General features: G+C 41.6%; 16 protein-coding genes. 9 read left to right on the top strand and 7 right to left on the bottom strand.

Annotation, left to right across the window (positions count from 1 at the left end; all coding sequences use genetic code 11):
* Positions 1–39: 39 nt before the first annotated feature.
* Both BM378_RS00495 and BM378_RS00490 read right to left on the bottom strand, forming a co-directional pair.
* Positions 40–870 carry a CvfB family protein gene (locus tag BM378_RS00495; RefSeq protein WP_036968547.1) on the bottom strand — a complete coding sequence of 277 codons (831 nt, stop codon included), beginning with the start codon at positions 868–870 and terminating at the stop codon, positions 40–42.
* A 2-nt stretch (positions 871–872) separates the two neighbouring features.
* On the bottom strand, positions 873–2,198 hold the full coding sequence (locus BM378_RS00490) for a DEAD/DEAH box helicase (protein WP_074988245.1): 1,326 nt from the start codon (positions 2,196–2,198) through the stop codon (positions 873–875).
* Between the two features lie 197 nt (positions 2,199–2,395).
* Here BM378_RS00490 and trhO point away from each other — a divergent pair, with 197 nt between their 5' ends.
* The 9 genes from trhO to BM378_RS00445 all read left to right on the top strand — a co-directional run bounded on the left by trhO (position 2,396) and on the right by BM378_RS00445 (position 17,299).
* The gene (trhO, locus tag BM378_RS00485; RefSeq protein WP_065979897.1) at positions 2,396–3,403 is read left to right on the top strand and encodes an oxygen-dependent tRNA uridine(34) hydroxylase TrhO; all 1,008 of its coding nucleotides are present in this window, start codon (positions 2,396–2,398) and stop codon (positions 3,401–3,403) included.
* A 494-nt stretch (positions 3,404–3,897) separates the two neighbouring features.
* On the top strand, positions 3,898–4,914 hold the full coding sequence (locus BM378_RS00480) for an efflux RND transporter periplasmic adaptor subunit (RefSeq protein ID WP_036968538.1): 1,017 nt from the start codon (positions 3,898–3,900) through the stop codon (positions 4,912–4,914).
* A 2-nt stretch (positions 4,915–4,916) separates the two neighbouring features.
* Positions 4,917–7,994 (top strand): efflux RND transporter permease subunit, encoded by a 3,078-nt coding sequence (locus BM378_RS00475; protein ID WP_081759716.1) that lies wholly within the window; start codon positions 4,917–4,919, stop codon positions 7,992–7,994.
* Positions 7,995–8,076: 82 nt separating this feature from the next.
* The gene (locus BM378_RS00470) at positions 8,077–9,975 is read left to right on the top strand and encodes a DUF294 nucleotidyltransferase-like domain-containing protein (RefSeq protein WP_074988244.1); all 1,899 of its coding nucleotides are present in this window, start codon (positions 8,077–8,079) and stop codon (positions 9,973–9,975) included.
* Positions 9,975–10,682, top strand: coding sequence for a 3'-5' exonuclease (locus BM378_RS00465; RefSeq protein ID WP_074988243.1), 708 nt, complete (start codon positions 9,975–9,977; stop codon positions 10,680–10,682). The genes BM378_RS00470 and BM378_RS00465 overlap by 1 nt, the downstream gene beginning before the upstream one ends.
* A 19-nt stretch (positions 10,683–10,701) precedes the next feature.
* Positions 10,702–11,595: a LysR family transcriptional regulator gene (locus BM378_RS00460; RefSeq protein ID WP_074988242.1), complete on the top strand. Its 894-nt coding sequence runs from the start codon at positions 10,702–10,704 to the stop codon at positions 11,593–11,595.
* Positions 11,596–11,686: 91 nt separating this feature from the next.
* Positions 11,687–12,754 carry an efflux RND transporter periplasmic adaptor subunit gene (locus BM378_RS00455; protein WP_177222562.1) on the top strand — a complete coding sequence of 356 codons (1,068 nt, stop codon included), beginning with the start codon at positions 11,687–11,689 and terminating at the stop codon, positions 12,752–12,754.
* An 8-nt stretch (positions 12,755–12,762) separates the two neighbouring features.
* Positions 12,763–15,837, top strand: a complete 3,075-nt coding sequence (locus BM378_RS00450) for an efflux RND transporter permease subunit (protein WP_074988240.1) — start codon at positions 12,763–12,765, stop codon at positions 15,835–15,837.
* A gap of 1 nt (position 15,838) precedes the next feature.
* Entirely contained in the window at positions 15,839–17,299 is a 1,461-nt protein-coding gene (locus BM378_RS00445) for an efflux transporter outer membrane subunit (RefSeq protein ID WP_074988239.1), read from the top strand.
* Between the two features lie 67 nt (positions 17,300–17,366).
* Here the strand turns inward: BM378_RS00445 and BM378_RS00440 are convergent, their stop codons facing one another.
* The 5 genes from BM378_RS00440 to BM378_RS00420 all read right to left on the bottom strand — a co-directional run bounded on the left by BM378_RS00440 (position 17,367) and on the right by BM378_RS00420 (position 24,612).
* Entirely contained in the window at positions 17,367–18,944 is a 1,578-nt protein-coding gene (locus tag BM378_RS00440) for a BCCT family transporter (RefSeq protein WP_074988238.1), read from the bottom strand.
* Between the two features lie 329 nt (positions 18,945–19,273).
* Complete coding sequence (gene asnB, locus BM378_RS00435) at positions 19,274–20,941, bottom strand: asparagine synthase B (RefSeq protein WP_074988237.1); 1,668 nt, start codon at positions 20,939–20,941, stop codon at positions 19,274–19,276.
* 390 nt (positions 20,942–21,331) lie between these two features.
* Positions 21,332–22,273, bottom strand: coding sequence for a 5-oxoprolinase subunit C family protein (locus BM378_RS00430; protein WP_074988236.1), 942 nt, complete (start codon positions 22,271–22,273; stop codon positions 21,332–21,334).
* Positions 22,270–22,935 (bottom strand): 5-oxoprolinase subunit PxpB, encoded by a 666-nt coding sequence (pxpB, locus tag BM378_RS00425; RefSeq protein WP_074988235.1) that lies wholly within the window; start codon positions 22,933–22,935, stop codon positions 22,270–22,272. The genes BM378_RS00430 and pxpB overlap by 4 nt, the downstream gene beginning before the upstream one ends.
* Positions 22,936–23,088: 153 nt before the next feature.
* Positions 23,089–24,612 carry a leucyl aminopeptidase gene (locus BM378_RS00420; RefSeq protein WP_036968514.1) on the bottom strand — a complete coding sequence of 508 codons (1,524 nt, stop codon included), beginning with the start codon at positions 24,610–24,612 and terminating at the stop codon, positions 23,089–23,091.
* Positions 24,613–24,624 lie beyond the last annotated feature (12 nt).

The raw sequence follows: 24,624 nt of genomic DNA, 5'->3' as shown, positions 1-24,624 counted from the left end.
TAGCTCGTAGCTCGTAGCTCGTAGCTCGTAGCTCGTAGCTTATTTCAACCTAATTGAAGTGGCTTCAATATCAATCAAACCTTGTTTAAACAAACCGCCGATGGCTTTTTTGTAGTTTGCTTTACTGGTCGAAAAGGTTTTTCTAATTGCTTCTGGGTCAGATTTATCACCTAGGTGTAAAATACCGCCTTCGGCTTTTAATTTATCTAGAATTTTTTCGCTAAGGTCGTTTACTTTACCCATGCCTGGTTTTTCGAGTAGTACGTCAATCTTTCCATCTTCACGTACTTTTTGAATGTAACCAGTTAAGCGTTGGCCAACGAATAACTTTTTGAATACTGTGTTGTAATACACCACACCAATGTGTGCTTCATTAACCAGTACTTTGTAACCTAGGTCTGTTTTGCCCGCAACGATTAACTCAACTTCTTCCATTGGTGCATAGTTAGGCTCATCTTTTGATAAAAACTTATTAAAGTTACTTGATGCACAAATACGCTGACTGGCGTTATCTAGGTATAAGCGTACTAAATACGAAAAGCCTTCTTTCATTTTTGGCTTTTGTTCGTTGTATGGTGCAAGTACATCTTTCTCTAAGCCCCAGTCCATAAATGCACCGGTGTTGTTAATTGCTTTGACACGCAATAGGGCGTATTCGCCAACTTGAGCAAGTGGCTTTTTAGTGGTACCAGTCGGGTGGCCAGCATGATCAAGGTAAATGAATACTTGAACACTGTCGCCAGCTTCAATTTCGTATTCAATTTCTTTGCTAGGTAAAAATACTTCACCTAAATCGCGGCCATCTAAATAGGCGCCTTCGTTTGATATTTCGTTAACGAATAATGTTTGGGTAGTTCCAAGAATGCTCATTATTATTCCTGTTCTGGTTTTTTCTTACGACGCATAGGTGAAAAACCATCCACATCAATAGGGGGTTTAACTGGCGCTTTTGGTTTTTTAGGAGCGGCTTTACGTTTAGGTTTTACTGGTTTTGCAGATATTTTTTCTTCTGCTTTTTTCCAAACAGTATCCGCTTTTTTCTCGCGTAGGCCTTTAAATTTACCTACTAAGCCCTCGACGGTGAAAAAGCTCAGTTCATCATTTAAAAATGCTTTAATTGCTTTATAGCTAGGCCAGTCTTTTGGACCGACAAGCGATATTGCAGTGCCTTTAAAACCGGCGCGTCCTGTACGACCAATACGGTGAATGTATTCTTCGGCATGTTTAGGTAAATCAAAGTTAATGACGTGAGTAACACTTAATAAATCAAGACCACGTGATGCGACGTCGGTGGTAATTAATATTTTAAAATTCTCACGACTGAAAGCGTCCATGATCTCCAAACGTTTTGTTTGCGTTAAATCGCCAGCAAGCGCTTGCGCTTTAAAGCCTTTATCATTTAGCCATTGGCTTAAACGTTGGGTGTCGGCGCGGGTTGCAGTAAAGATAATGCACTGACCAACATCGTTTTGTTTTACAAAGTGCTCAAGTAGGGCTTCTTTGTGATCAAGGTGATCCGCTAAATAAAGCTTTTGCGTTATGTCGCTGTGCTGCTCGTTAGAGGCACTTAATAAAATTTGTTTTGGTGAGCGCAGTAAGTTGCGTGATAAAGCATCTACCTGTGCATGATCTAGCGTCGCCGAAAATAATAAAGTTTGACGTAAACGATGATCAGCAAGTTCGTTGATCATTTTAACTTGCTCGGTAAAGCCTAAATCTAAAATACGGTCTGCTTCATCGAAAATGAGTAATTCAAGGCCCGAAAGCTGCAATGAGCGTTGCCCTAAATGGTCAGCAAGACGACCCGGTGTGCCCACAACAAAATGAGGGTCTTTACGAAGCGCCTTAATTTGGTCGTTAAAGTTTTCACCACCTAAAATTTTCACCGCGCTTATATTTGTGCCAGCAATTAGTAGCCTAAGTTGGCTATAAACTTGAGTAGCCAGCTCGCGAGTAGGGGCCACTATTAAAACGCGAGGATCTCGTTTACTGAGTGCTTTTTGTTTCATTACGCGCTGTACAGCGGGTAATAAGAACGCCAGCGTTTTGCCCGACCCTGTTTTTGACTGTGCAAAAATGTCATGGCCCGCGATAGCTGTTGGTACCGCGTGAGCTTGAATATCGGTGGGCTGGGTGATGCCTTGATGCGCAAGTTGTTTTTCGAGGCGTGTATCAATCCCAAGTTCAGTAAAATGCAATGCTTAATCTCCGATGAGCAAAATTAGTAAATCGTGTTTATTATAACGTACTTGCCATCGTTGGAGACAGTAAAAACACAGCTATTTCGTTAGAGTTTTTGCAATTAGCGTTAATTCGCGTAAAATACGCGCCCTCAATGCGCCGGATTTGCGATTCGGTTAACGCCAATTATGGCATTTAAAGCAAAAGGTAACCTATGACTGCTGTACATAAAGACAATGTAACCAGCGAACACTTCGTTGTGTGCGCACTCTACAAATTTGTAGCCCTTCCAGATTTTGAAGCAATTCGCCAACCATTACTTAATGTGATGGAAGAAAACGAAGTACGCGGTACCTTGTTATTAGCGGCTGAAGGTATTAACGGTACGGTGTCTGCAAAGCGAGAAGGTATCGACAATCTACTTGCATGGTTAGATGCACAACCAAACCTAGACAACATTGTGACTAAAGAGTCATACGACGATGAATGTCCGTTTTACCGCACTAAGGTTAAACTGAAAAAAGAAATCGTAACCATGGGTGTTGAAGGTATCGACCCGCGTGAAGTAGTGGGTACATACGTAAAACCAGCTGACTGGAATGCATTAATTTCAGACCCTGAAGTGATCTTAATCGATACGCGTAACGATTACGAAATCGAAATTGGTACTTTCCAAAACGCGGTCGATCCACGAACTAAAACGTTCCGTGAATTCCCTGCGTGGGCTAAAGAAAACCTTGACCCTGAAAAGCACAAAAAAGTGGCTATGTTCTGTACGGGTGGTATCCGTTGTGAAAAATCAACGGCGTATATGAAAGAACAAGGTTTCGACGAAGTTTTCCATTTAGAAGGTGGTATTCTTAAGTACTTAGAAGAAGTACCAAAAGAAGAAACCATGTGGGAAGGTGAATGTTTTGTATTTGATAACCGTGTAGCGGTTAATCACGACTTACAAAAAGGTTCATACGACCAATGTCATGCGTGCCGTATGCCTATCACAGAAGACGAAAAGTTAAAGCCAGAATACATGGAAGGTGTATCGTGCCATCACTGTCACGACAGCCTAACAGAAGAGCAGCGTGCTCGTTTTGCTGAGCGTCAAAAGCAAATCGAATTAGCACAAGCTCGTGGCGAAGGCCACATTGGTAACGAAGCTCAAGAAGTACTTCGTAAACGTAAAGAAGCTAAAAAAGCGCAAAAAGAAGCACAGCGCCAACAATAAGTTTCCACTTCTAATGCATAATATACAAGCCTCAGCATAGTCTGGGGCTTTTTTATGACCTAAAAATTATTTGCCACTCATACAGCTAATTATACCATTCCGCAAAAATACTTAATCATTTTGAGTGATTAAACCAGTCGCTACCTGCGTTAAAAATTTCTGATTTAGAACAACTAAATAACTAAATTTTTGCCTTGTTATCAACGCGGTTTTATTGCCTCAAAATAGACCACTTAATTAAGCGTAATGGTATTAATGTCAGTAAGTGGCTAAATGTCACCGTGATAACACACCCCATTTAACGACTAAATAGGTGCACTGTTTTACATCGCTTTCGATAGGATTTATTACCTTGAAGCAGAGCACTTGAATATAAGCACAGGTATTATTAATTTCGCCTCATCATTTTGTTTATTAAACGAAGTCTTGTTTTTATTGATCACAAAGCTGTTACACTTCGTAACAATTAAAACGATTCTTATTTAGGTGAACTTTTGACAATTGGCAAATTATATTCATGGACCTTAATCGCCTGTATTTCCTGCATATCTGTTGCACAGGCGGCCAATGTGGTTGTTGAACCCGTTACAACTGAAAAAGCAAAACAGCAAATTAAAGCCGTTGGAAACGCAGAGGCGATTCATTCAGTTACGTTGTACCCCGCAGTGGGTGACAGAGTGACCGCGGTGTATTTTAAACCGGGCGATAATGTGTCAAAAGGTGATTTATTACTCGAACTAGACTCACGCAGACAACAAGCCGCCCTTAAAGAAGCTGAAATTACCTTAAAAGATGCCGAGCGCACCATGAAAAGGCTTGAAGAGAGTCATGCCCGAGGTGCTGTTCCGCAAAGCGATTTAGATGATGCTAAAACCCTTTATGAACTAGCAAAAGTAAAGTTAATGCACGCTAAAACGGAACGTGAAGATCGTGAGATCCGGGCGCCTTTTAGCGGCGTAATGGGCCTTACCGATGTAGAAGTTGGTGACAGGATCACCGCACAAACTGCAATAGCGACCATCGACGACATTTCTCAGCTGTATATTAACTTTAATGCGCCTGAGGCCGCAATTTCTGTGCTTAAGCAGAAGTCTGAGGTAGAGGTTATTCCATGGTTAGGTGATAAAGTGTATACCGCAACAGTGGCTGAGTTAGACTCACGTATCAATGCACAAACACGCACGATAAGAACCAAAGCCAAACTAGATAACAATGAAAAGCAGTTTATGCCAGGCATGAGTTTTCGCGTGCACATTAATATTCGAGGCGATGAATATGCAGTAGTCCCAGAAGCAGCCATGATGTGGGGTGCCGCAGGTCCGTATGTATGGAAAAGTGTCGATAAAAAAGCAACCCGTGTTGATGTAAAAATTGAGCAGCGTTTAGCAGGGCGATTGCTCGTATCAGGGGGTTTAAATAAAGGCGACTTGTTAGTGACAGAGGGGGTACAACGATTACGCCCTAACCAAGAGCTGACATTTGCTAACGACGTTAAGCTTGCCAAGGAGTAATGATGAAGCAACAACCAATGATGGAAGACTTGCCGTCAATGGCAATTCGCCGACCTGTTTTAATAGTTGTGTTGAACTTATTGATCATTATTGCGGGTATTGCTGCGATTGCTGGCGTAGAAGTACGAGAGCTTCCAGATGTAGACAGACCACGTATTACGGTGTCAGCGTCGTTTCCGGGTGGTTCACCTGAAACAGTTGATACCGAAGTAACAAGTAAACTTGAAGGTGCAGTCGCTCGTGTAAGTGGGGTAAAGTCGATTCGCGCGCAAAGTGAAGAAAACAACGCACGAATCGTGGTCGAATTTCGCCCGGGTGTTAACTTAGATGATGCTGCAAACGAAACGCGTGAATCGGTTGCACGGGTACAACGCGAACTTCCCGAAGAAGTTGAACGGGTATCAATTATTAAGGCCGATAACGACGCTGAAGCGGTTGTGTCCCTAACAGTTTCGAGTGATACATTATCTCTTGAAGCACTGACCGAACGCGTTGATGTAGACTTAGCCCCGCAATTTTTAACCATTCCCGGTGTGGCTGATGTACGTTTAAATGGTGACCGTGAACGAGTTTTAAGGGTTAGAATCGATCCCCTTAAATTAAGCAGCTTTAATCTCACTGTGCCCGACATTGCTAATGTATTACGCCAAGCGCCGTTTGATGTTCCGGCAGGGAGTTTAAAGTCGAGCGATCAACAAGTCATCGTCCGTGCTGATGCCACTTCAATTTCAGCAGAACAAGTCGCAGATATTATTGTTCGTGATGACACGCGTATCGGCGATGTCGCCGCCGTGTATTTTGGCCCTGCAGATCCTCGTTCGTTCGTAAGATTAAATGGCACACCTGTTATTGGCATGGAGATTATTCGTCAAGCCCAGTCGAACACCATTGAAATTTCAGATGAAGTATTAACACTGATTGAAAAAATGCGTGTGCGATTCCCCGAAATGGAATTTACGCTCACCTCCGACGACGCACAGTTTATTCGCAGCTCAGTAGACGAAGTAATCAACTCGTTGTTACTCACCGTGTTGCTAGTTGTTATAACGCTGTGGGTGTTTATTGGCTCTTGGCGCGCAACACTGGTGCCTGCTTTTGCGATTCCCGTTGCTTTAATTGGATCGCTCGCGCTGATATGGGCGTTGGGTTTCTCAATCAACATATTAACGTTACTGGCTTTAGTATTAGCGACAGGTTTAATTGTTGATGATGCGATTGTGGTGAGTGAAAATATTCAACGTCAACGCGGTCTAGGACTTGGGCGGCGAGCCGCAGCGGTAATTGGTACCCGCGAAGTATTTTTTGCGGTGGTGGCCACCACGGCTGTATTGGCTGCAGTATTTGTACCTATTGCGTTTTTACCATCAACAGCGGGGCGGTTGTTTCGTGAATTTGGTGGAGTGCTCGCGGGCGCAGTGATTATCTCTAGTTTTGTCGCATTGTCTTTAGTCCCTGCATTAACCTCTAAACTTAAATTAAAGCAAGGGGGATTTCATCCATTTGCAAAACTTGGGCATGGCTTAGCGGCTGTTTATAAACGCACGATTCATGGTGTATTAGACCATGCATGGATTACATTTTTTGTGTGCTTAATTGTCGCTGCGGGCTCAGGTGCACTGTATATGAACCTTGATAACGAATTATTGCCCACAGAAGACAGAGGCAAAATTCGAATTTTTGCACGTGGCCCCGATGGTGTCGGCCTTAACTTTATGGATAGGCAAGCCGTGCAAATGGAAGATATATTACTGCCTTTTGTAGAAAGTGGCGAAATTGAGTCAATATATACCGTTGTTGGGCAATGGGATCCCAATATTGTATTCATTACCGTGCCTTTAAAGCATTGGGATGAGCGTCACTTTAGTCAGCAAGAAATCATTAATAAAATACGTGGACCGCTGGGTAATATTCCTGGTGCAGCTGGTTACCCTGGTGGTTCAAACAGTCTAAATTTGCGTGGTCAAGGGGGTGGCATTGAGCTGGCGCTGCTTGGTCAAGATTACTTAGAAATATTTAAAGCAGCGCAGGCATTCTCAGCTGAAATAGAAAACGCAATTCCAGAGGTTGCGCCAGTGAGAATTTCGTACCAGCCGTCGCAGCCACAGTTACGGGTTAATATAGACAGACGCCGTGCAGAAGAGCTAGGTGTGTCTTTAAGTGATATTTCAATCACGTTAAGAGCGGCGATAAATGGTGATGATATTGCTGATTTAAACATTGGTGATCAATCAATTCCTATTATGTTGCAGGCACAAAATCAAACCATTACTAATCCAAATGATCTGGCCAACTTATACGTTGGGGCGCGAGATGGTCAGCTTGTGCCGCTCAGCAGTGTTGCAACGATTACTGAAGAAGGCGTGGCAGCTGAGCTTGAGCGCCATGCACAGCGTCGTGCAATTGAGCTAAGTATGGAACTACCCGAAAATGTCACTATCGCTGAATTGGTCACCAAAATTCGTGACATCTCCGAGACTAACTTACCGAATGGTATTAGCCTTGCTTTTAAAGGCGAAGCACTTACATTTGAAGAAACCGCTAATGAAGTACTGTTAACCTACGTATTGGCTTTTTTAATCGTTTTACTCGTACTCGCGGCACAATTTGAAAGCGTAAACAGTGCGATTGTGGTTATGATCACGGTGCCTTTTGGTATCACGTCGGCTATTTTGGCTTTGTATTTAACGGGTACGTCTTTAAATATTTACTCGCAGATAGGCTTAGTTATGCTGATTGGCTTAATTGCTAAGAATGCGATACTGCTGGTGGAGTTTGCTGACCAATTACGTGACCAAGGTCGCTCAGTGAGGGTCGCTGTTGAAGAAGCTGCGTTAGTTCGTTTACGCCCGATTGCTATGACGTTGGTATCTACCTTACTGGGTGCGTTGCCGCTTATTTTGTCGACAGGAGCTGGTGCCGAAGCGCGTAATGCCATTGGATGGGTGGTGTTTGGTGGTTTAGCCTTAGCGGTATTATTCACGCTTTATTTAACCCCCGTTATTTACCTTGGTTTAGCACGTTTTACCAAACCTCGTGGTGATGAGTCTAAACACCTTGCCGATGAGTTAGAAAACGCTTAATCGACCTTAATTGGCTATTTTTCTTTGAAAAAATAGCCAATTACCTCCACAATCAATAAAAACACCCAATCTAGGTATGCGTATGCAAGCCGAACACATCGATATTGCACAATTTTTAAGTGATCATGCTCCATTTGATGACTTACCAGAAGTGGCAATAAATAAATTAGCGTCGCAAATTGAAATTGCTTATTTTCGTGCTGGCACCGAGATATTAAATTACGGTGACGACATAGCCGATTTATATGTTATTCGTACTGGTGCCGTGGAAATGTATCGCCGTGATGGTGAATTATATAACCGCTTAACCGTAGGGGGCATATTTGGCCAAATGGGTTTGCTAATGAATCGTAAAGTACGTTTTCCGGCAAAAGCACTCGAAGACACACTTGTTTATTGTATTAATGTGGAGTTGTTTAACCAGTATTGCGACGAGTACGAACCATTTGCAGATTTCTTTGAGGCTGATGGTAATGTACGTTTGCACCAAGCTATCGTCGAGCAAGCCGATAGCAATGATTTAACTACCGCAAAAGTAAAGTCATTACTGCACAGAGATGTGGTCACGGTCGCAAAAGATGCAACAGTTCAGTTTGTTGCGCAGTTGATGACGCAAGAGTCGGTGTCGTCAGTATTGGTTACTGATGCCGATAAACCCATTAGCGATGACCCTGATGATGACGATGGCCAAGTTGTTGGCATCATAACTGACCGCGATTTACGTTCCAGTGTTATTGCACAAGGATTAAGTTACGAAGCACATGCTCAGCAAATAATGCAGACTGATCTTGTATTACTCGATAGTAACGCCTACGTGTTTGAAGCTGTACTAGCGATGCTCAGAGATAATATTCATCACTTACCCGTTGTTATTAAGAAAAAACCCATTGGGGTTATTTCGTTATCAGATATTTTGCGCTATGAATCGCAAAGTAGTTTATTACTGGTGCGTGGCATTCTTGCTCAGCAATCAGTTGAAGACTTAGCTTATTATGCGCGCCAGCTGCCTAATGTATTTGTGCGGATGGTTAATGAAGATGCTAATTCTCATATGATTGGCACTGCCATGGCAGTGATAGGGCGAACATTCAAACAGCGTCTACTCGATTTAGCCGAAGAAAAGTTTGGTCCGCCTCCTGTGCCTTATTGCTTCATTGCACTGGGGTCAATGGCAAGGGATGAGCAATTAATCGTTACAGATCAAGACAACGCAATTATTCTAGACAATAGTTTTGATGAATCTTTACACGACGCGTATTTTCAAAAACTTGCTGACTTTGTCTGTGATGGCTTGGCTGAGTGTGGTTATAAGTACTGCGATGGTGAAATTATGGCGTCATTTAAAAAATGGCGTTTAACGCGGGAACAGTGGCAAGAACAATTTGCTAGTTGGATAGCAGAGCCAAAACCACAAGCATTATTGCACAGTTCAATATTTTTTGATCTTGATGGTGTTTACGGCAAAACCAAATGGGCAGAGGAACTAAAACGGTTTATTGCTAAAGAAGGGCGCAGCAATAAGCGTTTCTTAGCGAATATGGCAGCTAACGCACGTAATAGAACGCCTCCACTGGGCTTTTTTAAAGACTTTGTATTAGAGCATAATGGTCAACATAAACGCTCAATGAACTTAAAACGTCGTGGCACAGCCCCTTTGTCTGATGTAATCCGTGTGCATGCTTTAGCGATAGGCAGCCGTAAGCAAAACTCATTTGAACGACTTGAAGATATAATTGATGCCAAGTTATTACCAGAAGGAAAAGCGCAAGACTTACGAGATGCCCTTGAATATATCGCCATGATCCGTATCCGTCATCAGGCTTGGCAAATAGAAAAGCTAGATGAAGCGCCCGACAACGATTTAGAGCCACATTTGCTATCGCCTTTTGAACAGCGAAACTTAAAAGAAGCGTTTGCGATTTTAGATAAAGCACAGAACTTCTTAAAATTCCGTTATTCAGCTAATTCAGGTGTGAAGTAATGACCTCTAATAGCGCAAAACAAAACTGGCCTGCGCGTTATAAAGCGCTATCAGCGACGAGTCGTCATCCTTGTATACAACATTTTTATCAAAGTGCGGTAAACGACCTTAATTTACCGATTAGTGAAGTACCCCTCGTAGCGTTAGATTTTGAGACGACCGGTCTAAATTTTGATAAAGACGATATTGTTAGTGTGGGGTTAGTGCCTTTTACATCAAAACGAATTTATTGCAAAGACAGTGCACATTGGCTTGTTCAACCAAGGCAAAAGCTCGATGAAGAGTCGATAGTCATTCATGGCATTACACACTCCGAGTTAACTGGCGCGCCTGACTTCTCGTCGATAATTGAGCCGTTATTAGCCGCATTAGCTGGTAAAGTGATTGTTGTGCATTTTGCGCCTATTGAACGCCACTTCCTGTATCAAGCGTTAAACGCACGATTAGGTGAAGGTTTAGAGTTTGCAGTAATAGACACCTTAGAACTTGAAAGAAGAGCGCTTAAAGCGAAACAGGGATTACTTGGTCGGTTATTTAACTCCAAACTTGGCTCGGTAAGATTAGCTGACTCACGAACTCGTTATTCGTTACCCGCATATCAAAACCACAATGCTTTAAATGACGCCATAGCCACTGCTGAATTATTACAAGCACAACTCGCTTACCATTACCGACCTGACACTGAATTATCTCAACTCTGGTTTTAGATTTTAGTAAGGAACAATTGTGAAAATAGATGATATTAAGCTCTTTATGCTGGTGGTTGAGTTACAAAGCTTTTCAAGTGCCGCAGAAGCGCTGAATCTACCAAGATCAACCGTGAGCAGACGAATTAGTGAACTGGAAGCAAAGCTGAGTGCCAAATTACTAATTAGAACAACACGTAATCTAACGCTTACGACGACGGGGTTAGATTACTACAACAATATGCTTAATATTATTCCTCAATTTGATAAAGCGAATGAAGTTGTAAGAACCCAAAGCCACAGTCCAACAGGGCGTATAAAAATAGGCTTTATAAATGAATCAGACATTCTTTGCCATGATATTTTGCAAGGGTTTTTACGCCAATACCCGAACATTCAGATCGAAACACACCTAAGTAGTTTGGGTTATCATGACATTATCAGCTATGGTTTAGATGCTAGCATTCATATTGGGCCAATAGCAGACAGCTCCTTTGTAGCGCGGCAAATAAAGCCTTTTAAACGTAAGTTATATGCGGGTAGGCAATACATGGAAAAGTTTGGCAAACCTGAGTCATTAAATGAGCTTAAAGATCATTCCATAATTTTACTGCGTTGGCCTGATGGTCGGCTAGAAAATACCCTGCAATTTCAAACTGAAAGTGTAGTTGTAAACAGCCAATTAATTGTTAATAACTCCTATTTTATAAGGCATAGCGTTTTAGCTGGCTCAGGAATAGCATTGATGCCTGAGATTGTCGTGAAAGAAGCGTTAGCCACTGGGGAGGTCGTTGACATACTGCCTGAACACGAAACCATGATTGAGGATATCTGGTTAGTTTACCCAAGTAGGCAGGGTACCTCTCATGCCGCTAGGTTATTTATTGATTATTTCTTAGATGAAATAAACAAGTGGCAGGAATTGTCTCAATAAATGGAATAGTGTTTGCCGCTACAGGCTAATTATCTCACTATTAATAAATAATATAATCGCTTTCCCAAAACAACATATGGAAAGCTATATTATGAATAGTTTAAAAACGTTATCTATCTTAGCTGTGGCAATCGGGGTTACGGGTTGCCAAGCTGAGCTTAAAACACCAGAAAAACCACTTAGACCAGTCAATGTTATTAAATTAGAGCATAAGGAAAACCACAGAAATTTCAGGCTCAGTGGTGTAATACAATCACAAAAGCAGGCTGATTTATCGTTCCGGGTTGCTGGTAAAGTTGAAAGTATATATGTAAATGAAGGCCAGTTTGTCAGAAAAGGTCAAATACTTGCGTCGTTAGATAGCCATGATTTTGAAGTGCAAGTCAGTGAGTTACAAGCACGCTTAGATGAAGCCGTTGCGAGTAAAGAGCTTGCAGGACTTGAGCTTTCTCGTATTCGCAATGCCAGTAAAGATGGCGCAATAGCAAGTATAAAGCTAGACCGTGCTCAAACTATGTATAGCCGTGCAATTGCTAATGTAAAATTAGTAACACAAGCCCTGCAAAAAGCAGAAGACTCGCTACGTTATACCAATCTTAAAGCCCCATTTGATGGTGTTGTCGCACAGATTGCTATCGATTCATTTGAACAAACATCACCACAGTTTTCTGTTTTAACCCTTCATCAACCAGATTTACTCGAAGCGGTCACTGATGTGCCAGAAGGCGCTATAAATGAAATTGCAATTGGTATGCCAGCACAGATTAATTGGCATGGGAACAGTAATTCTTTATCAGCGATCGTGACGGATATAGCAAGCGTGCCACATCAGCTTAAACGCACTTATGAAGTCACTTTTGGGGTTAATAACCCGAACAACAAGCCGCTTTTTTCCGGCAAGCCCGTGTATGTAGACCTTAATATTGTTGATGAAGAGGGTAAGTTTTGTGTTCCTACGCATGCACTGGTGCAACAATCAGTAAATAGTTTTGTGTATAAAGTTGAAGGGAATACAGTTCAAAAGCTACCGGTAGAGATAACAAACCAGAAACAATCAGTTGTGTGCATAGATGGTAGGTTAAAGCGCGGCGATTATATCGTTACTTCAGGCAGCGCATTTGTTGAAGATGGTCAGCAAATAAGTTTGTCCAAGAGGTGAAGTAAGCTATGAATTTATCTACTTTCGCACTTCGCCAACGAACATTTGTGATTTTTTTCACAATACTTTGCATGATTGCTGGTATCTACTCTTATTTTGACTTGGGTAAGTTAGAAGATCCGACCTTTACTGTTAAAAGTGCTGTTGTTGTTACGCTTTATCCAGGTGCATCAGCAGAGGAAGTTGAACAGCTCGTAACGGACAAAGTTGAAACACGGCTGCAAGAAATGGGGTCACTTTGGAAGCTTCGCTCGTTATCTCGCCCTGGAAGCTCAATGATTTTTGTTGATCTTAAAGAAAGTTATTCCTCAGATGAGTTACCCCAACAATGGGACTTGTTAAGACGAAAAGTTCAAGATGTTAAATTAGAATTACCGATTGAAGCTCAAATATCGGTAGTACAAGATGAATTTTCTGAAGTTTATGGGATGTTGTTTGCAGTCTATGGTGACGACATTCCAATGCATCAACTAGATGATTATTCAAAAGAATTACAACGTCGAATTAAAGCTGTTGATGGCATTAAAAAAGTGCAATTGCATGGTGTGCGTAAACAGGTTGTCAATATTGCTGTAAGCGATACAAAGTTAGCACAAAGTAATATCTCTATGTTGCAGCTTGTTGATCAACTTAATGCTCAAACAAGCCCTGTAAATGGAGGAGACTTTGATATTGGCAAAGAGAATATTCGTGTTGAGCAAACAGGCCAATATCAAAATCTTGCTGACATACAGAATTTAATGATCCGTACAGGTATCAATGAGCTTAAAGATAGTTCTGGAGTCGTGCGTCTTGGTGATATTGCCACTGTTACTATGGGTTATGAAACACCTATCAATACAGCTAGCCGTTTTAATGGCCAACAGGCAATTACACTGGCTGTTAGCCCTGAAAATGGCATAAATGTCGTTAATATTGGTGATGAATTAAAATCTGTACTTGCAGATTTTGAATCTGAACTGCCTATTGGTGCAAGTGTTGGCATCATCGCTTACCAGCCTGATGAGGTTACAAAATCAATCAACAACTTTGTTGCTAATTTAATTGAAAGTGTCGTAATTGTGGTTGTTGTGCTGTTGATTTTTATGGGCTGGCGCAGTGCGACAATCGTTGGCGTTAGTCTGTTTTTAACTATTTTATTTACATTAGTGTATATGAATATGACTAATGTGGATCTGCAGCGCGTGTCACTTGGTTCATTTATTCTTGCCTTGGGTATGTTAGTTGATAATGCGATTGTAATTGTTGATTTATTTGTCGCTAAGTTAAAGCAAGGTATACAAAGAACAGAAGCAGTCAAAGAGTCAATTTCAGAAATGGCTTGGCCATTATTAGGCGCAACAGTTATTGCGGCTATGGGAACAACGCCTGTGTTGTTTTCACAGACAGACTCTGCCGAGTTTTCTCTATCAATAGTGCAAGTGTTATGTAGCTCATTATTACTCTCGTGGGTTGTAGCAATGATAATTACGCCACTACTATGTTGGGCGTTTATCCGTGTTGATCACAACCAAACAAAACAGAAAGAATCTAAGTTAATGGCAGGGTATCGCAAAGCAGTTAACTGGACTGTCGATAATCCTAAAAAAGCAGTTTTAATGGTAGTTCCTTTGCTTGTAGCAACACTCCTAGCAGCACCAATGCTAAAAGTGAACTTTATGCCAAGCTCAGACCGTGCAATTGTGTTTTTAGATTATTGGCTACCCAATGGTGGTCGAAGTGATGTTGTTTCTGAGGACATGAAAAAGGTTGAACAATGGTTGCTCGCACAGCCAGAAGTGAAAAGTATTTCAAGCTACATTGGTGAAAGTGCACCCCGTTTTTCTGTAACAGTTGAACCTGAGCCTCTAGATTCAAGCTATGGCCAAATCCTCATTAATACACAAAATTTTGCAGACATAGCACCATTAGTAGAACGAGGCGACCAATGGTTAGCTGCTGAGTTTGCACATGCCGAACCACGCTTTAGGGATCTAAAATTAGCGACAAAGGATAAGTATTCAATTGAAGTTAGATTTGAAGGGTCGGATCCAGAAGTATTAAAGCAACTGTCAAAACAAGCAAAAGACATTATGAGCTCACATCCAAATACCAAGTATGTGCGTGATGATTGGCGTCAAGAAAGTAAGGTTCTTGTTCCAATTATAAATCAAGAAGCGGCAAGGCTTGCAGGTGTAAACCGTACTGATATCGCTAGAGCACTTAACCAAGCTTCAGAAGGCATGCAAATAGGCACTTTGAGCCAAGGTGATGACTTAATCGCAATTAAGTTAATCAATAGCGATAGTAGTATCGAGCAGCTTGATAATATCCCCGTAAGATCATTATTTTCGAGCCATAGCGTGCCACTTGGGCAAGTTGTCGATGATATACAAATAAAAGGCGAGCAAAGTGTAATTTGGCGTCGAAATCGTCAACCAGCCATTACTGCACAAGCGGGTGTAGTTAACGCAACTCCTGCATCAGTACGTTCTGAATTAGCGCCTCAAATAGAGTCGATGACTTTACCTAAGGGCTACAGCATGCATTGGGGAGGAGAGTATTATGATGAAAAACGCTCGATTGATGACCTTTTAGAGCAGAACCCTAAAGCGACAGTATTAATGCTGCTTATCTTAGTGGCTATGTTCAATGCGTACCGCCAGCCATTAATTATTTTTATCACTTTACCACTTGCGAGTATTGGGATTATTTGGAGCTTAATTGCATTAGATAAACCATTTGGCTTCATGAGTATTGTCGGCATGATTTGTTTGTCGGGCATGATTATTAAAAACGGTATTGTACTGATGGATCAAATTGAGCTTGAGCGAAAAAATGGCAAGCGCATTGTTAATGCCGTGAAAGATGCAACGCTCAATCGTACCATGGCAATTTCAATGGCTGCGTTAACAACGGCACTTGGCATGATTCCTTTATTATCAGACAAGCTATTTGACCAAATGGCCGCCACTATAATTGGAGGCTTGATGGCCGCTTCAGTTTTATCACTGTTTATTATGCCTGCACTGTATCGTTTGTTTTATGCAAAAGAAGAGCGATTAGAAAAGCAACTGCAACACGATAAAGGCGAGGAGTATTAAAATGAAAAAACTTACATTAACAATCATTTCTTCAGCATTACTTATTAGTGGTTGCTCTATGACGCCAGATTACGAAAGACCAAGCGTGAGTGTTGCTGATGTGTATTTACACGCATCAAATTCAAAAGAGATACAGCAGCAATTAACACAACAAAATTGGTGGTATAAATTTGCTGATGAACAACTTATTGAGCTTGTTGAGGATGTTCAACAGCAGAACATTAATATTAAACAAGCTAGTGAAAGGATCAACGCAGCTAAGGCTTATCATCAATCAGTGGCATCGTATAAAGTTCCGACTCTTTCTTTAAATGCAGGAGTGGTTGATTTACGTTTTAGTGAAAATGAAGCCGTTGCTGGTGGATTAATTGGTGATATTGCCTTACCAGACAGTTTTGGTGGGGGCTACATCTCGGGTGCCAGTAGAGATAGTAAAGATCATTTCATCGGCTTAAATGCCAGCTGGGAGCTAGATATATTTGGACGTATAGACAGTATGTCTGCCGCTGCAAAAATTAGAGCTGAACAAGCAGAGGTTATGAAAACAGCTGTTAATACAGCTGTTACAGCCGATGTTATCAACAACTATTTGCAGTACCGAGGCGCGCAGTCTCGTCTTGCTATTGCGCAGCAAAATGTAGTGCAACAAGAGCAGTCTTTAGCGCTCGTTAGATCATTATTTGAAAATGGTTATAGCTCTGAGTTAGATATAGCCAATGAAAAAACAATGCTCGCGACGACGAAATCGGCACTCTTGCCACTTAAAACAGCGCAGCAAGTTCACCTGAATCGCATTGCTATTTTGCTTGGTGAGTCTGTGAACCAAACTAAATTAAGGTTTACTGATGCACCATTACCACAAATGCAAGGACTGGTGCCAACAGGGTTACCTTCACAATTGCTTACAAGGCGCCCTGATATAGCACTGGCGGAGCGAGAAATTGCTGCCAAAAATGAAGAGGTGGGTGCGGCTATCGCCGCTAAATACCCAAGCCTTTTTCTTACTGGTGCGCCAAGCTTTGTAGCGGGTGACTTTGATGATCTTATTAATTCGGATTCAATATCTTGGTCATTAGGCGCAGGAGTAAGTTGGAATATATTTGATGGCGGTCGAGCTGAGGCCATGGTTGATATGCAAAAAGCCAGTTTTAAACAGTCAGTGTTAAGTTATCAGCACACTGTTAATGCTGCATTCAATGAAGTTGAAACAACTCTCTACGCGTATGCGAATGCTCAGCAATTCAATACTCAAATTTCAAAAGCTGTAAGTCATGCTGAAATGGCATTGAATAAAGCAAGAGTTTTGTATCGTGCTGGTTTAATTGATCATATTTCAGTTCTAAATGCGCAAAAACAGAACAATCAACTAAAAGATGCAGAAGTGTTAGCGAGATTAAACACTGCAACCACAGTCGTAATGTTACACAAAAGCTTAGGAGGGGATTGGCAGATAAAAAAATAGTTTAAGAAATTTCATATGTTGAAACAAAACCCAACAAGAACTGACTCTCCTGTTGGGTTTTTATTTTTTATCGTCCTCTTGGCTCTGTTCTAAGCCCAAGCACTAAACTCACACACATAAGCAACAGCACGAATGTAAAAGGTAAGCCTGTTGATACTGCACCAGCTTGTAACGCCTCTATGGCTTGTGTTCCACCAATCCATACTAATGCAGCCGCAATTGCGCCTTCAATGGTTGCCCAGAAAATGCGCTGTGGTACAGGTGCATCAACCTTACCGCCTGCGGTAATCGAATCGATAACTAATGAGCCAGAATCAGATGACGTGATAAAGAACACTAACACCAGCACAATAGCAATGAACGACAGCACTTGAGACATAGGTAATGCTTCAAACATTTGGAACATAGCCAGTGGTACATCGGTTAGGCCTTTTTCACCTAGTACACCGACTTTATCAACCACTTGTTCAATTGCGATACCACCATAAATTGACATCCAGAAGATAGTAACAACAGTAGGGACAAGTAATACGGCAATTAAGAACTCGCGAATTGTACGTCCTTCAGATACGCGCGCAATGAACATACCTACAAACGGTGACCATGAAATCCACCAAGCCCAGTAGAATACAGTCCAGCCGTGCATCCATGTTTCGTCTTCACGGCCATGTGGGTTACTCAGTGGAATAATGTTTTCGACATAACCCATCACCGTATTCGGGATATTACCAAAGGCTGCAGCAAAACCAACAATAGCAACAAATACAAGTAGTACAAAGGCAATCACCATATTGATATTACTTAGCAGTTTAACACCACCATCAATACCACGTATGACCGAAATCACCGCAAGCAAGGTAACACCAGTAATAACGCCAATTTGCAAACCGATGCCCGCATCAGTCCCAAATACATGATTAATACCCGCAGAGGCCTGCTGAGCGCCTAAACCAAGCGAAGTGGCAAGACCAAATAAGGTCGCAAGCACAGCCAGAATATCAATAAGGTGGCCAGGCCATCCCCATGCTTTATCGCCTAAGATAGGGTAGAAAATCGAGCGAATAGATAAAGGTAAACCTTTGTTATAACAAAAGAACGCTAGTGATAGTGAAACGACTGCATAAATAGCCCACGGGTGAAGGCCCCAGTGAAACATGGTTGCACCCATAGCCATTTTTGCGGCTTCAGGGGTATTTGCTTCAACACCGAGTGGTGTTTCATACCAACCAGTGTAGTAAGCAACCGGTTCAGCAACGCCCCAAAACATTAAACCAATGCCCATACCGGCCGCAAATAACATGGCAAGCCATGAAATACGCGAGTGAGTAGGGCGAGCTTCATTTCCGCCTAAACGAATATTACCGTAGGGTGAAATGATTAATGCAAAGCAAAACAATACGAATAAGTTTGCTGACCACATAAAAAAACCATCAAAATTATTAATAATGTCGTTTTTGATACCGTTAAGGGTTGCTTTTGCAATTTCGGGGTCTGAAACAAGTGTTGCAATTAAAAAGATTGCAATTAAACCTGCACTAATGCCAAAAACAGGGTTGTGAACATCAAACCCCCATTTTTGTACATTGTCTTGGCCGACAGTGTAATCCGTATTGTCGATGCTGTACTTGTCATGATGTTCGCTCATGAATACCTCTTGTTGTAATTTTATCTAGCAGAAAGCTAAATGGCCGGTTGGAACACGTTTGCCCAAAGAATATTTTTACGCAATAAACGTGAAAATAGTTTGAAGACAAATCAATTTAGTACCAAATAGTAGTCTTTAGTGTAGGAGTTAGAGGGAAAATGTAAATGCTTTAGGCGCTAAATAGCCGAATAAAATCAATTTTCTCAGTTTTTTGATGGGTTTTTAAACAAAGTTAAGAAAAAAGTAAAAAAGTTTAATGACAGTATTGTTTCAGAACGAACAGATTAATACTAAAAAAGCTGCAAGCTTGTGACTTGCAGCTCTCGCTATTATTTTTTATAAGCGTCGTTGTGAACGCCAGCAGCACGACCCGAAGGATCCGCATTATTTTGGAATGATTCATCCCAAGCAAGTGCTTCAGGTGTTGAACATGCAACAGATTTCCCATGAGGAACACACTTTGCTGATGCATCTCCAGGGAAATGATCTTCAAAAATACTGCGATAAAAATACGCTTCTTTTGAATCCGGTGTATTTATAGGGTATTTATATTTTGCGTTGGCAAGTTCTTGATTGCTAACTTGCATGCTCACATATTCTTTAAGGGTATCTATCCAGTTATAACCTACACCATCAGAAAACTGCTCTTTTTGGCGCCATAATACTTCATCCGGTAAGTAACCATCGAATGCTTCGCGAATGATGTGTTTTTCAATTTTACCGTCTTTGCACATTTTGGCTTCTGGGTTAATGCGCATTGCAATATCGACAAACTCTTTATCTAAGAATGGTACGCGAGCTTCAACACCCCATGCCGCCATTGATTTATTCGCACGCAAGCAATCAAACATATTAAGTTTAGAGACTTTACGATTTAGCTCTTCATGAAACTCTTGTGCGTTAGGGGCTTTGTGGAAATACAAGTAGCCACCAAATAATTCATCAGCTCCCTCGCCAGAAAGCACCATTTTAATGCCCATTGCCTTAATTTGACGTGCCATTAAGTACATGGGGGTTGATGCACGGATGGTTGTTACGTCATACGTTTCAATGTGGTAAATGACTTCACGCAGTGCATCAATACCTTCTTGAATGGTAAAGTGAATAGGGTGGTGAATAGTGCCAATCATATCGGCTACTTTTTGCGCTGCCGCTAAATCTGGCGAGCCCTCAAGCCCAACCGAAAAAGAGTGAAGTTTAGGCCACCACGCGTCTGACTCGTCGTTGTCTTCAATACGTTTTGCTGCAAAGCGTTGGGTAATTGCAGAGATAACAGACGAATCTAACCCACCAGAAAGTAATACACCATAGGGCACATCGCACATTAATTGACGTTTAACGGCTGCTTCTAAACCGTTTTTAACATCACTCACTTTTGCATCATTGTTTTTTACCGCGTCATAGCTTTGCCAATCACGTGAATAATAACGACGTAGCTGACCGTCTTTGCTCCATAAAAAATGCCCCGGTGGAAACTCTTCAATATGTTTACAAATTGGCGATAGTGCTTTTAATTCTGACGCAACATAAAAGTTGCCATGTTCGTCATGACCTGTGTAAAGCGGAATAATACCAATGTGGTCTCTACCGATTAGGTAGGCATCTTGCTCTTCATCGTATAAACAAAAAGCAAAAATACCATTTAAATCATCTAAAAACTCAGGCCCCTTTTGTTTGTACAGGGCTAATATAACCTCACAATCAGATTGAGTTTGAAAGGTAAAATCGGTTTCTAAATTTGCCGCTAGTTCTTTATGGTTATAGATTTCACCATTGACAGCGAGAATATGTGTACGCTCTGGATTATAAAGCGGCTGTGCACCACTTGACACACCAACAATGGCAAGTCGTTCATGAACTAAAATTGCTTTCTCTGATGAATACACGCCAGACCAATCGGGTCCGCGGTGCCTTAATAGTTTTGACATCTCAATTGCTTGGCTTCGCAATTGGGCAGGATCAGATTTAATATCTAATACCCCAAAAATTGAACACATAGTGACTCCTCATTCCAATTATGTGCGCAGTTAACAATAATTTTAAAACTGCGAATCTTTGTTTTAACAGAAATAATTACCTAAGTCACACAGGTTTTTTAATTATTTAAGAATAATCTATGCACCGAAAACACAGGCTTTGCACCAGATTGATCCAAAAGCTTTGTATGAACAATCGTGAACGAATTATTTTTAGTAAAAATGAAGAAATTTGATGAAATAAGCGACGTAAAAATTATTTTTGCTGCACCAATTTGGCGCAGCAAAAACAATTTATATCACTGTAAACATTGTCTCGAAAAGTAAATACACTCTTGTATAGACAACTTGGTTTAGGGGTTAGTCATTTATTAAACGCCAAACGAGTTTAAACACAGGGCATTTAGACTGTTAACTTTTGGCATTTTTGTACTTTAAAGCAATTGCAAGTTGATTTAGATGAGCAACGAGCTTTTGCTGGGCTAAATGAGCTTGCTCAAGACTAACAAACTCAAAGTGTAAGAAGTCACCGGGTTTAAGCTGAGCAAAATGACGCAAGTCAGCCTCAATAACAGTACCAATTATTGGGTACCCACCCGTTGTTTGCGCATCATTCAGTAAAACAATGGGTTCACCATTGGGCGGTAATTGAATACTTCCGGGCATAACTGCCATTGAGGGCAGCGACAATGAATGCGCTAATTTACACTCATCACTTAATAATCGAGCGCCCATTCTGTTACTGCTAGGCGAAATATGCCATGAATGTTCTGTAAACTTATCACATGTATTATCAGGTAATATTGAGGCATGCGGACCGGCAAGAATACGAATATGTGTACTCTTTGGCGGTAACATGGCACCTAATCCGATTTTAGTTGCATACTTAGGTGTTATATCGAAACGATCACCCGCCTTTAAAGCATGACCATGCAAGCCACCAAAGCCTGCTGCAATATCGGTTGAGTAAGAGTCTAAAATAGCCGTTGGTAAATGCCAGTCACCACCAATAGCTAAATAGTTTCGAAACCCATGTCGGGCTGCGTTTAGCTTTAGTATATCGCCTTTTTTTATATAAAAACTCCAGCCTGGTTGAACAGCATTACCATTCACAGAGGCTTTCATGTCGGTGCCATGTAAGGCGATGTAATAGTCGTTATCAAACTGTATTTCGGCAAGCCCAAGCGTGATCTCAATCACGGGATGGTTATCGGGGTTGCCAACAAGACGATTAGTGATAATTTGTGCATAAGGGTCAACACACCCTGATTGACCAATGCCTAAATGGCGAGAACCTACGCGGCCTTGATCTTGTATAGACATTTGCATGCCGGGCTTGAGTATGGTGATCATTTTAGCACCTCCTGAATAACAAACTCTAACGTATCACCCGGTGCAATTGCACACGGTGTCTGTGCATTTATATCAAACAGTTTGAAATCTGTATGACCTATTATTTGCCAACCACCTGGGGAGTCTTCGGGGTAGACGCCAGTTTGCTCACCGCCTATAGCAACCGCGCCTTTAGGGACATGAATGCGTGGTTTTTCGTGGCGCGGCGTGTATAACTGGGGATTTAAGCCTGCTAGGTATGCAAATCCGGGTTGAAAGCCCAAAAACAAAACATGATACGTTGCACTGCTGTGCATTTGAGCCACGTCGTCTATGGTTAAATTATGGTATTTAGCAACCGCTGAAATATCGGGGCCATAATCACCACCATACACCGTGGCGAGCTTATGATGCGTAGAGGTAAAATCATTGCTTTTAATCTCATGCCAGTGACTAAGTAATGAAGATTGCCACTTAGCTAGTAAAGATGACTCTTTTAAGTAAAGGGTGAGGTTATTATTCGCAGGCACCACATCAATAAAGTCTCCTGAATTTTGACAAAGTTGCGCGAGTGCCCAAATCTTTTTTTGTGTTTCAAGCACATCTTGTCCTGACTCATAGACATCGAAAAAAATGCAATGCGTAGTCAGTGCTGTGATCTGTGGTCGTTGAGTAGAAGCCATTGTATGTCACACTTATTATTATTTGTTGATGATAATTAGCATATAGGCCCAGTGGTGATAATGTAAATGAGTCTTTAGCGTTAATTAAAAACTCAACACTGCCAAGCCGTTATAAAATAATGATAACAGCTTGGCAGAGAGTAAAGGAAAAGGCTACTTATTGTTGTTTAGTAACCAGTTAGACAATAAGCGTACACCGTAGCCAGTACCGCCTTCAGCGAGTTCATCTTTTGCTTTATTGTTAAGTGCGTTACCCGCGATATCGATGTGTACCCAACGTGTGTCACCCGCAAAGTTTTGTAAAAAACTTGCCGCTGTTGTTGCACCAGGACCGTGAGAACCAATATTTTTTAAGTCTGCAATGTCAGATTTTAACGCATCGTCGTAGCCCAGCGGTAAGCGCCAAAGGTTTTCATTTACTTGCTTACCAGCCAGTGTTAATTGCTCAATTAATTGATCGTCTTTTGAGAATACGGCGGCGTATTCGTTGCCAACAGCCCCAATTTTTGAGCCAGTGAGCGTTGCAACATCAATCATAATAGAGGGTTTGAACTTATCGCGTGCATACCACATAGCGTCACTTAATACTAAGCGTCCTTCTGCGTCTGTATTTACAATCTCAACGCTTAAACCTTCAGCTGTGCGAACAACGTCACCCGGTGCAACAGCAAATTGTGAAACCATGTTTGCTGCCATCCCCATGACCGCAACAACATTGGTGTCGGCTTTAGCTAACGCCATTGCTTTTACAGTGCCTAGTACGGCTGCAGCACCCGCCATATCTGATTTCATACGTGCAATTGAAGCGCCAGTTTTAAGGCTATAACCGCCAGAATCAAAGGTAATACCTTTACCTACTAACGCGATAGGTGTGTTTTTATTACCTTGATAATGGGCAACAACAAGGCGTGAACCTTCTTCACTACCACGGCCAACCGCTTCGAGCGCACCCATACCCAGCTTTTTAATTTGTTTAGGTTCTAGAACCGTGATTTTAACACCTAACTTTTTAAGCTCTTTTGCGGCTTTAGCAAAGTCAGCTGGAGTCATCTCTGTCGCTACTTCACTGGTTAAGTCGCGTGCTAAAAATACACCCTGTTCAATATGTTGTAGTAAAGTGTGGTTTTTGACCGCTTGGTCTATATTTTCAACGTCGACAGTGTAATTAACTACATGGGTGTCTTTTTCTTTTTTGTATTCTTCAAAACGGTGGTCACGTAGGTTAGCACCATGAGCAAACTCGGCTGCATATTTGGCGTTTGTGTCTGTTTCTTTCAACACCGAAAAATCAAGACTAACCGAAGCTTGTTTCGCACTGTGAAGCTTAGCGTGAACATTACCTCCTAGCTTTGCCATTTTTGCAGCATTGAGTTCTGCTTGCTCACCAAGCCCAACAAGTAAAATACGTTGATGTTCACTGTTGTTTGGAGCAATGACTTCTAATGTTTTTCCGTACTTGGCTTTAAAGTCTGCAAAGTTAACCACTTTATCTAAGTGGGCTTGCGTTTCAGCGCTTAGGTAATTGAAATCAGAAACACCTGTTTTTGAATCAAAAAACAGCACTAATGTGTTGTCAGTTGGTTTAATAGATTGTGCGAAAGTGAACTCTGCTGCATTCACTTGCGTAGCAAGTGTTATACCCAATGCGAGAGCGGTTAGGCTATGTGCAATTCTCATTATTATATCCCA

Origin of the sequence: Pseudoalteromonas lipolytica (assembly GCF_900116435.1) — a bacterium.
In the GTDB taxonomy this organism is placed as follows: Bacteria; Pseudomonadota; Gammaproteobacteria; order Enterobacterales; family Alteromonadaceae; genus Pseudoalteromonas; species Pseudoalteromonas lipolytica.
The sequence above is the reverse complement of the archived record's forward strand: the minus strand, read 5'-3'. Positions and strand labels throughout refer to the sequence as shown.

What these genes read in the sequence shown, in the direction of transcription:
- BM378_RS00495 (WP_036968547.1), bottom strand. Translation starts at nt 870, where the DNA reads ATGAGCATTCTTGGAACTACCCAAACATTATTCGTTAACGAAATATCA.
- trhO (WP_065979897.1), top strand. Translation starts at nt 2,396, where the DNA reads ATGACTGCTGTACATAAAGACAATGTAACCAGCGAACACTTCGTTGTG.
- BM378_RS00475 (WP_081759716.1), top strand. Translation starts at nt 4,917, where the DNA reads ATGAAGCAACAACCAATGATGGAAGACTTGCCGTCAATGGCAATTCGC.
- BM378_RS00470 (WP_074988244.1), top strand. Translation starts at nt 8,077, where the DNA reads ATGCAAGCCGAACACATCGATATTGCACAATTTTTAAGTGATCATGCT.
- BM378_RS00465 (WP_074988243.1), top strand. Translation starts at nt 9,975, where the DNA reads ATGACCTCTAATAGCGCAAAACAAAACTGGCCTGCGCGTTATAAAGCG.
- BM378_RS00455 (WP_177222562.1), top strand. Translation starts at nt 11,687, where the DNA reads ATGAATAGTTTAAAAACGTTATCTATCTTAGCTGTGGCAATCGGGGTT.
- BM378_RS00450 (WP_074988240.1), top strand. Translation starts at nt 12,763, where the DNA reads ATGAATTTATCTACTTTCGCACTTCGCCAACGAACATTTGTGATTTTT.
- BM378_RS00445 (WP_074988239.1), top strand. Translation starts at nt 15,839, where the DNA reads ATGAAAAAACTTACATTAACAATCATTTCTTCAGCATTACTTATTAGT.
- BM378_RS00440 (WP_074988238.1), bottom strand. Translation starts at nt 18,944, where the DNA reads ATGAGCGAACATCATGACAAGTACAGCATCGACAATACGGATTACACT.
- asnB (WP_074988237.1), bottom strand. Translation starts at nt 20,941, where the DNA reads ATGTGTTCAATTTTTGGGGTATTAGATATTAAATCTGATCCTGCCCAA.
- BM378_RS00430 (WP_074988236.1), bottom strand. Translation starts at nt 22,273, where the DNA reads ATGATCACCATACTCAAGCCCGGCATGCAAATGTCTATACAAGATCAA.
- pxpB (WP_074988235.1), bottom strand. Translation starts at nt 22,935, where the DNA reads ATGGCTTCTACTCAACGACCACAGATCACAGCACTGACTACGCATTGC.
- BM378_RS00420 (WP_036968514.1), bottom strand. Translation starts at nt 24,612, where the DNA reads ATGAGAATTGCACATAGCCTAACCGCTCTCGCATTGGGTATAACACTT.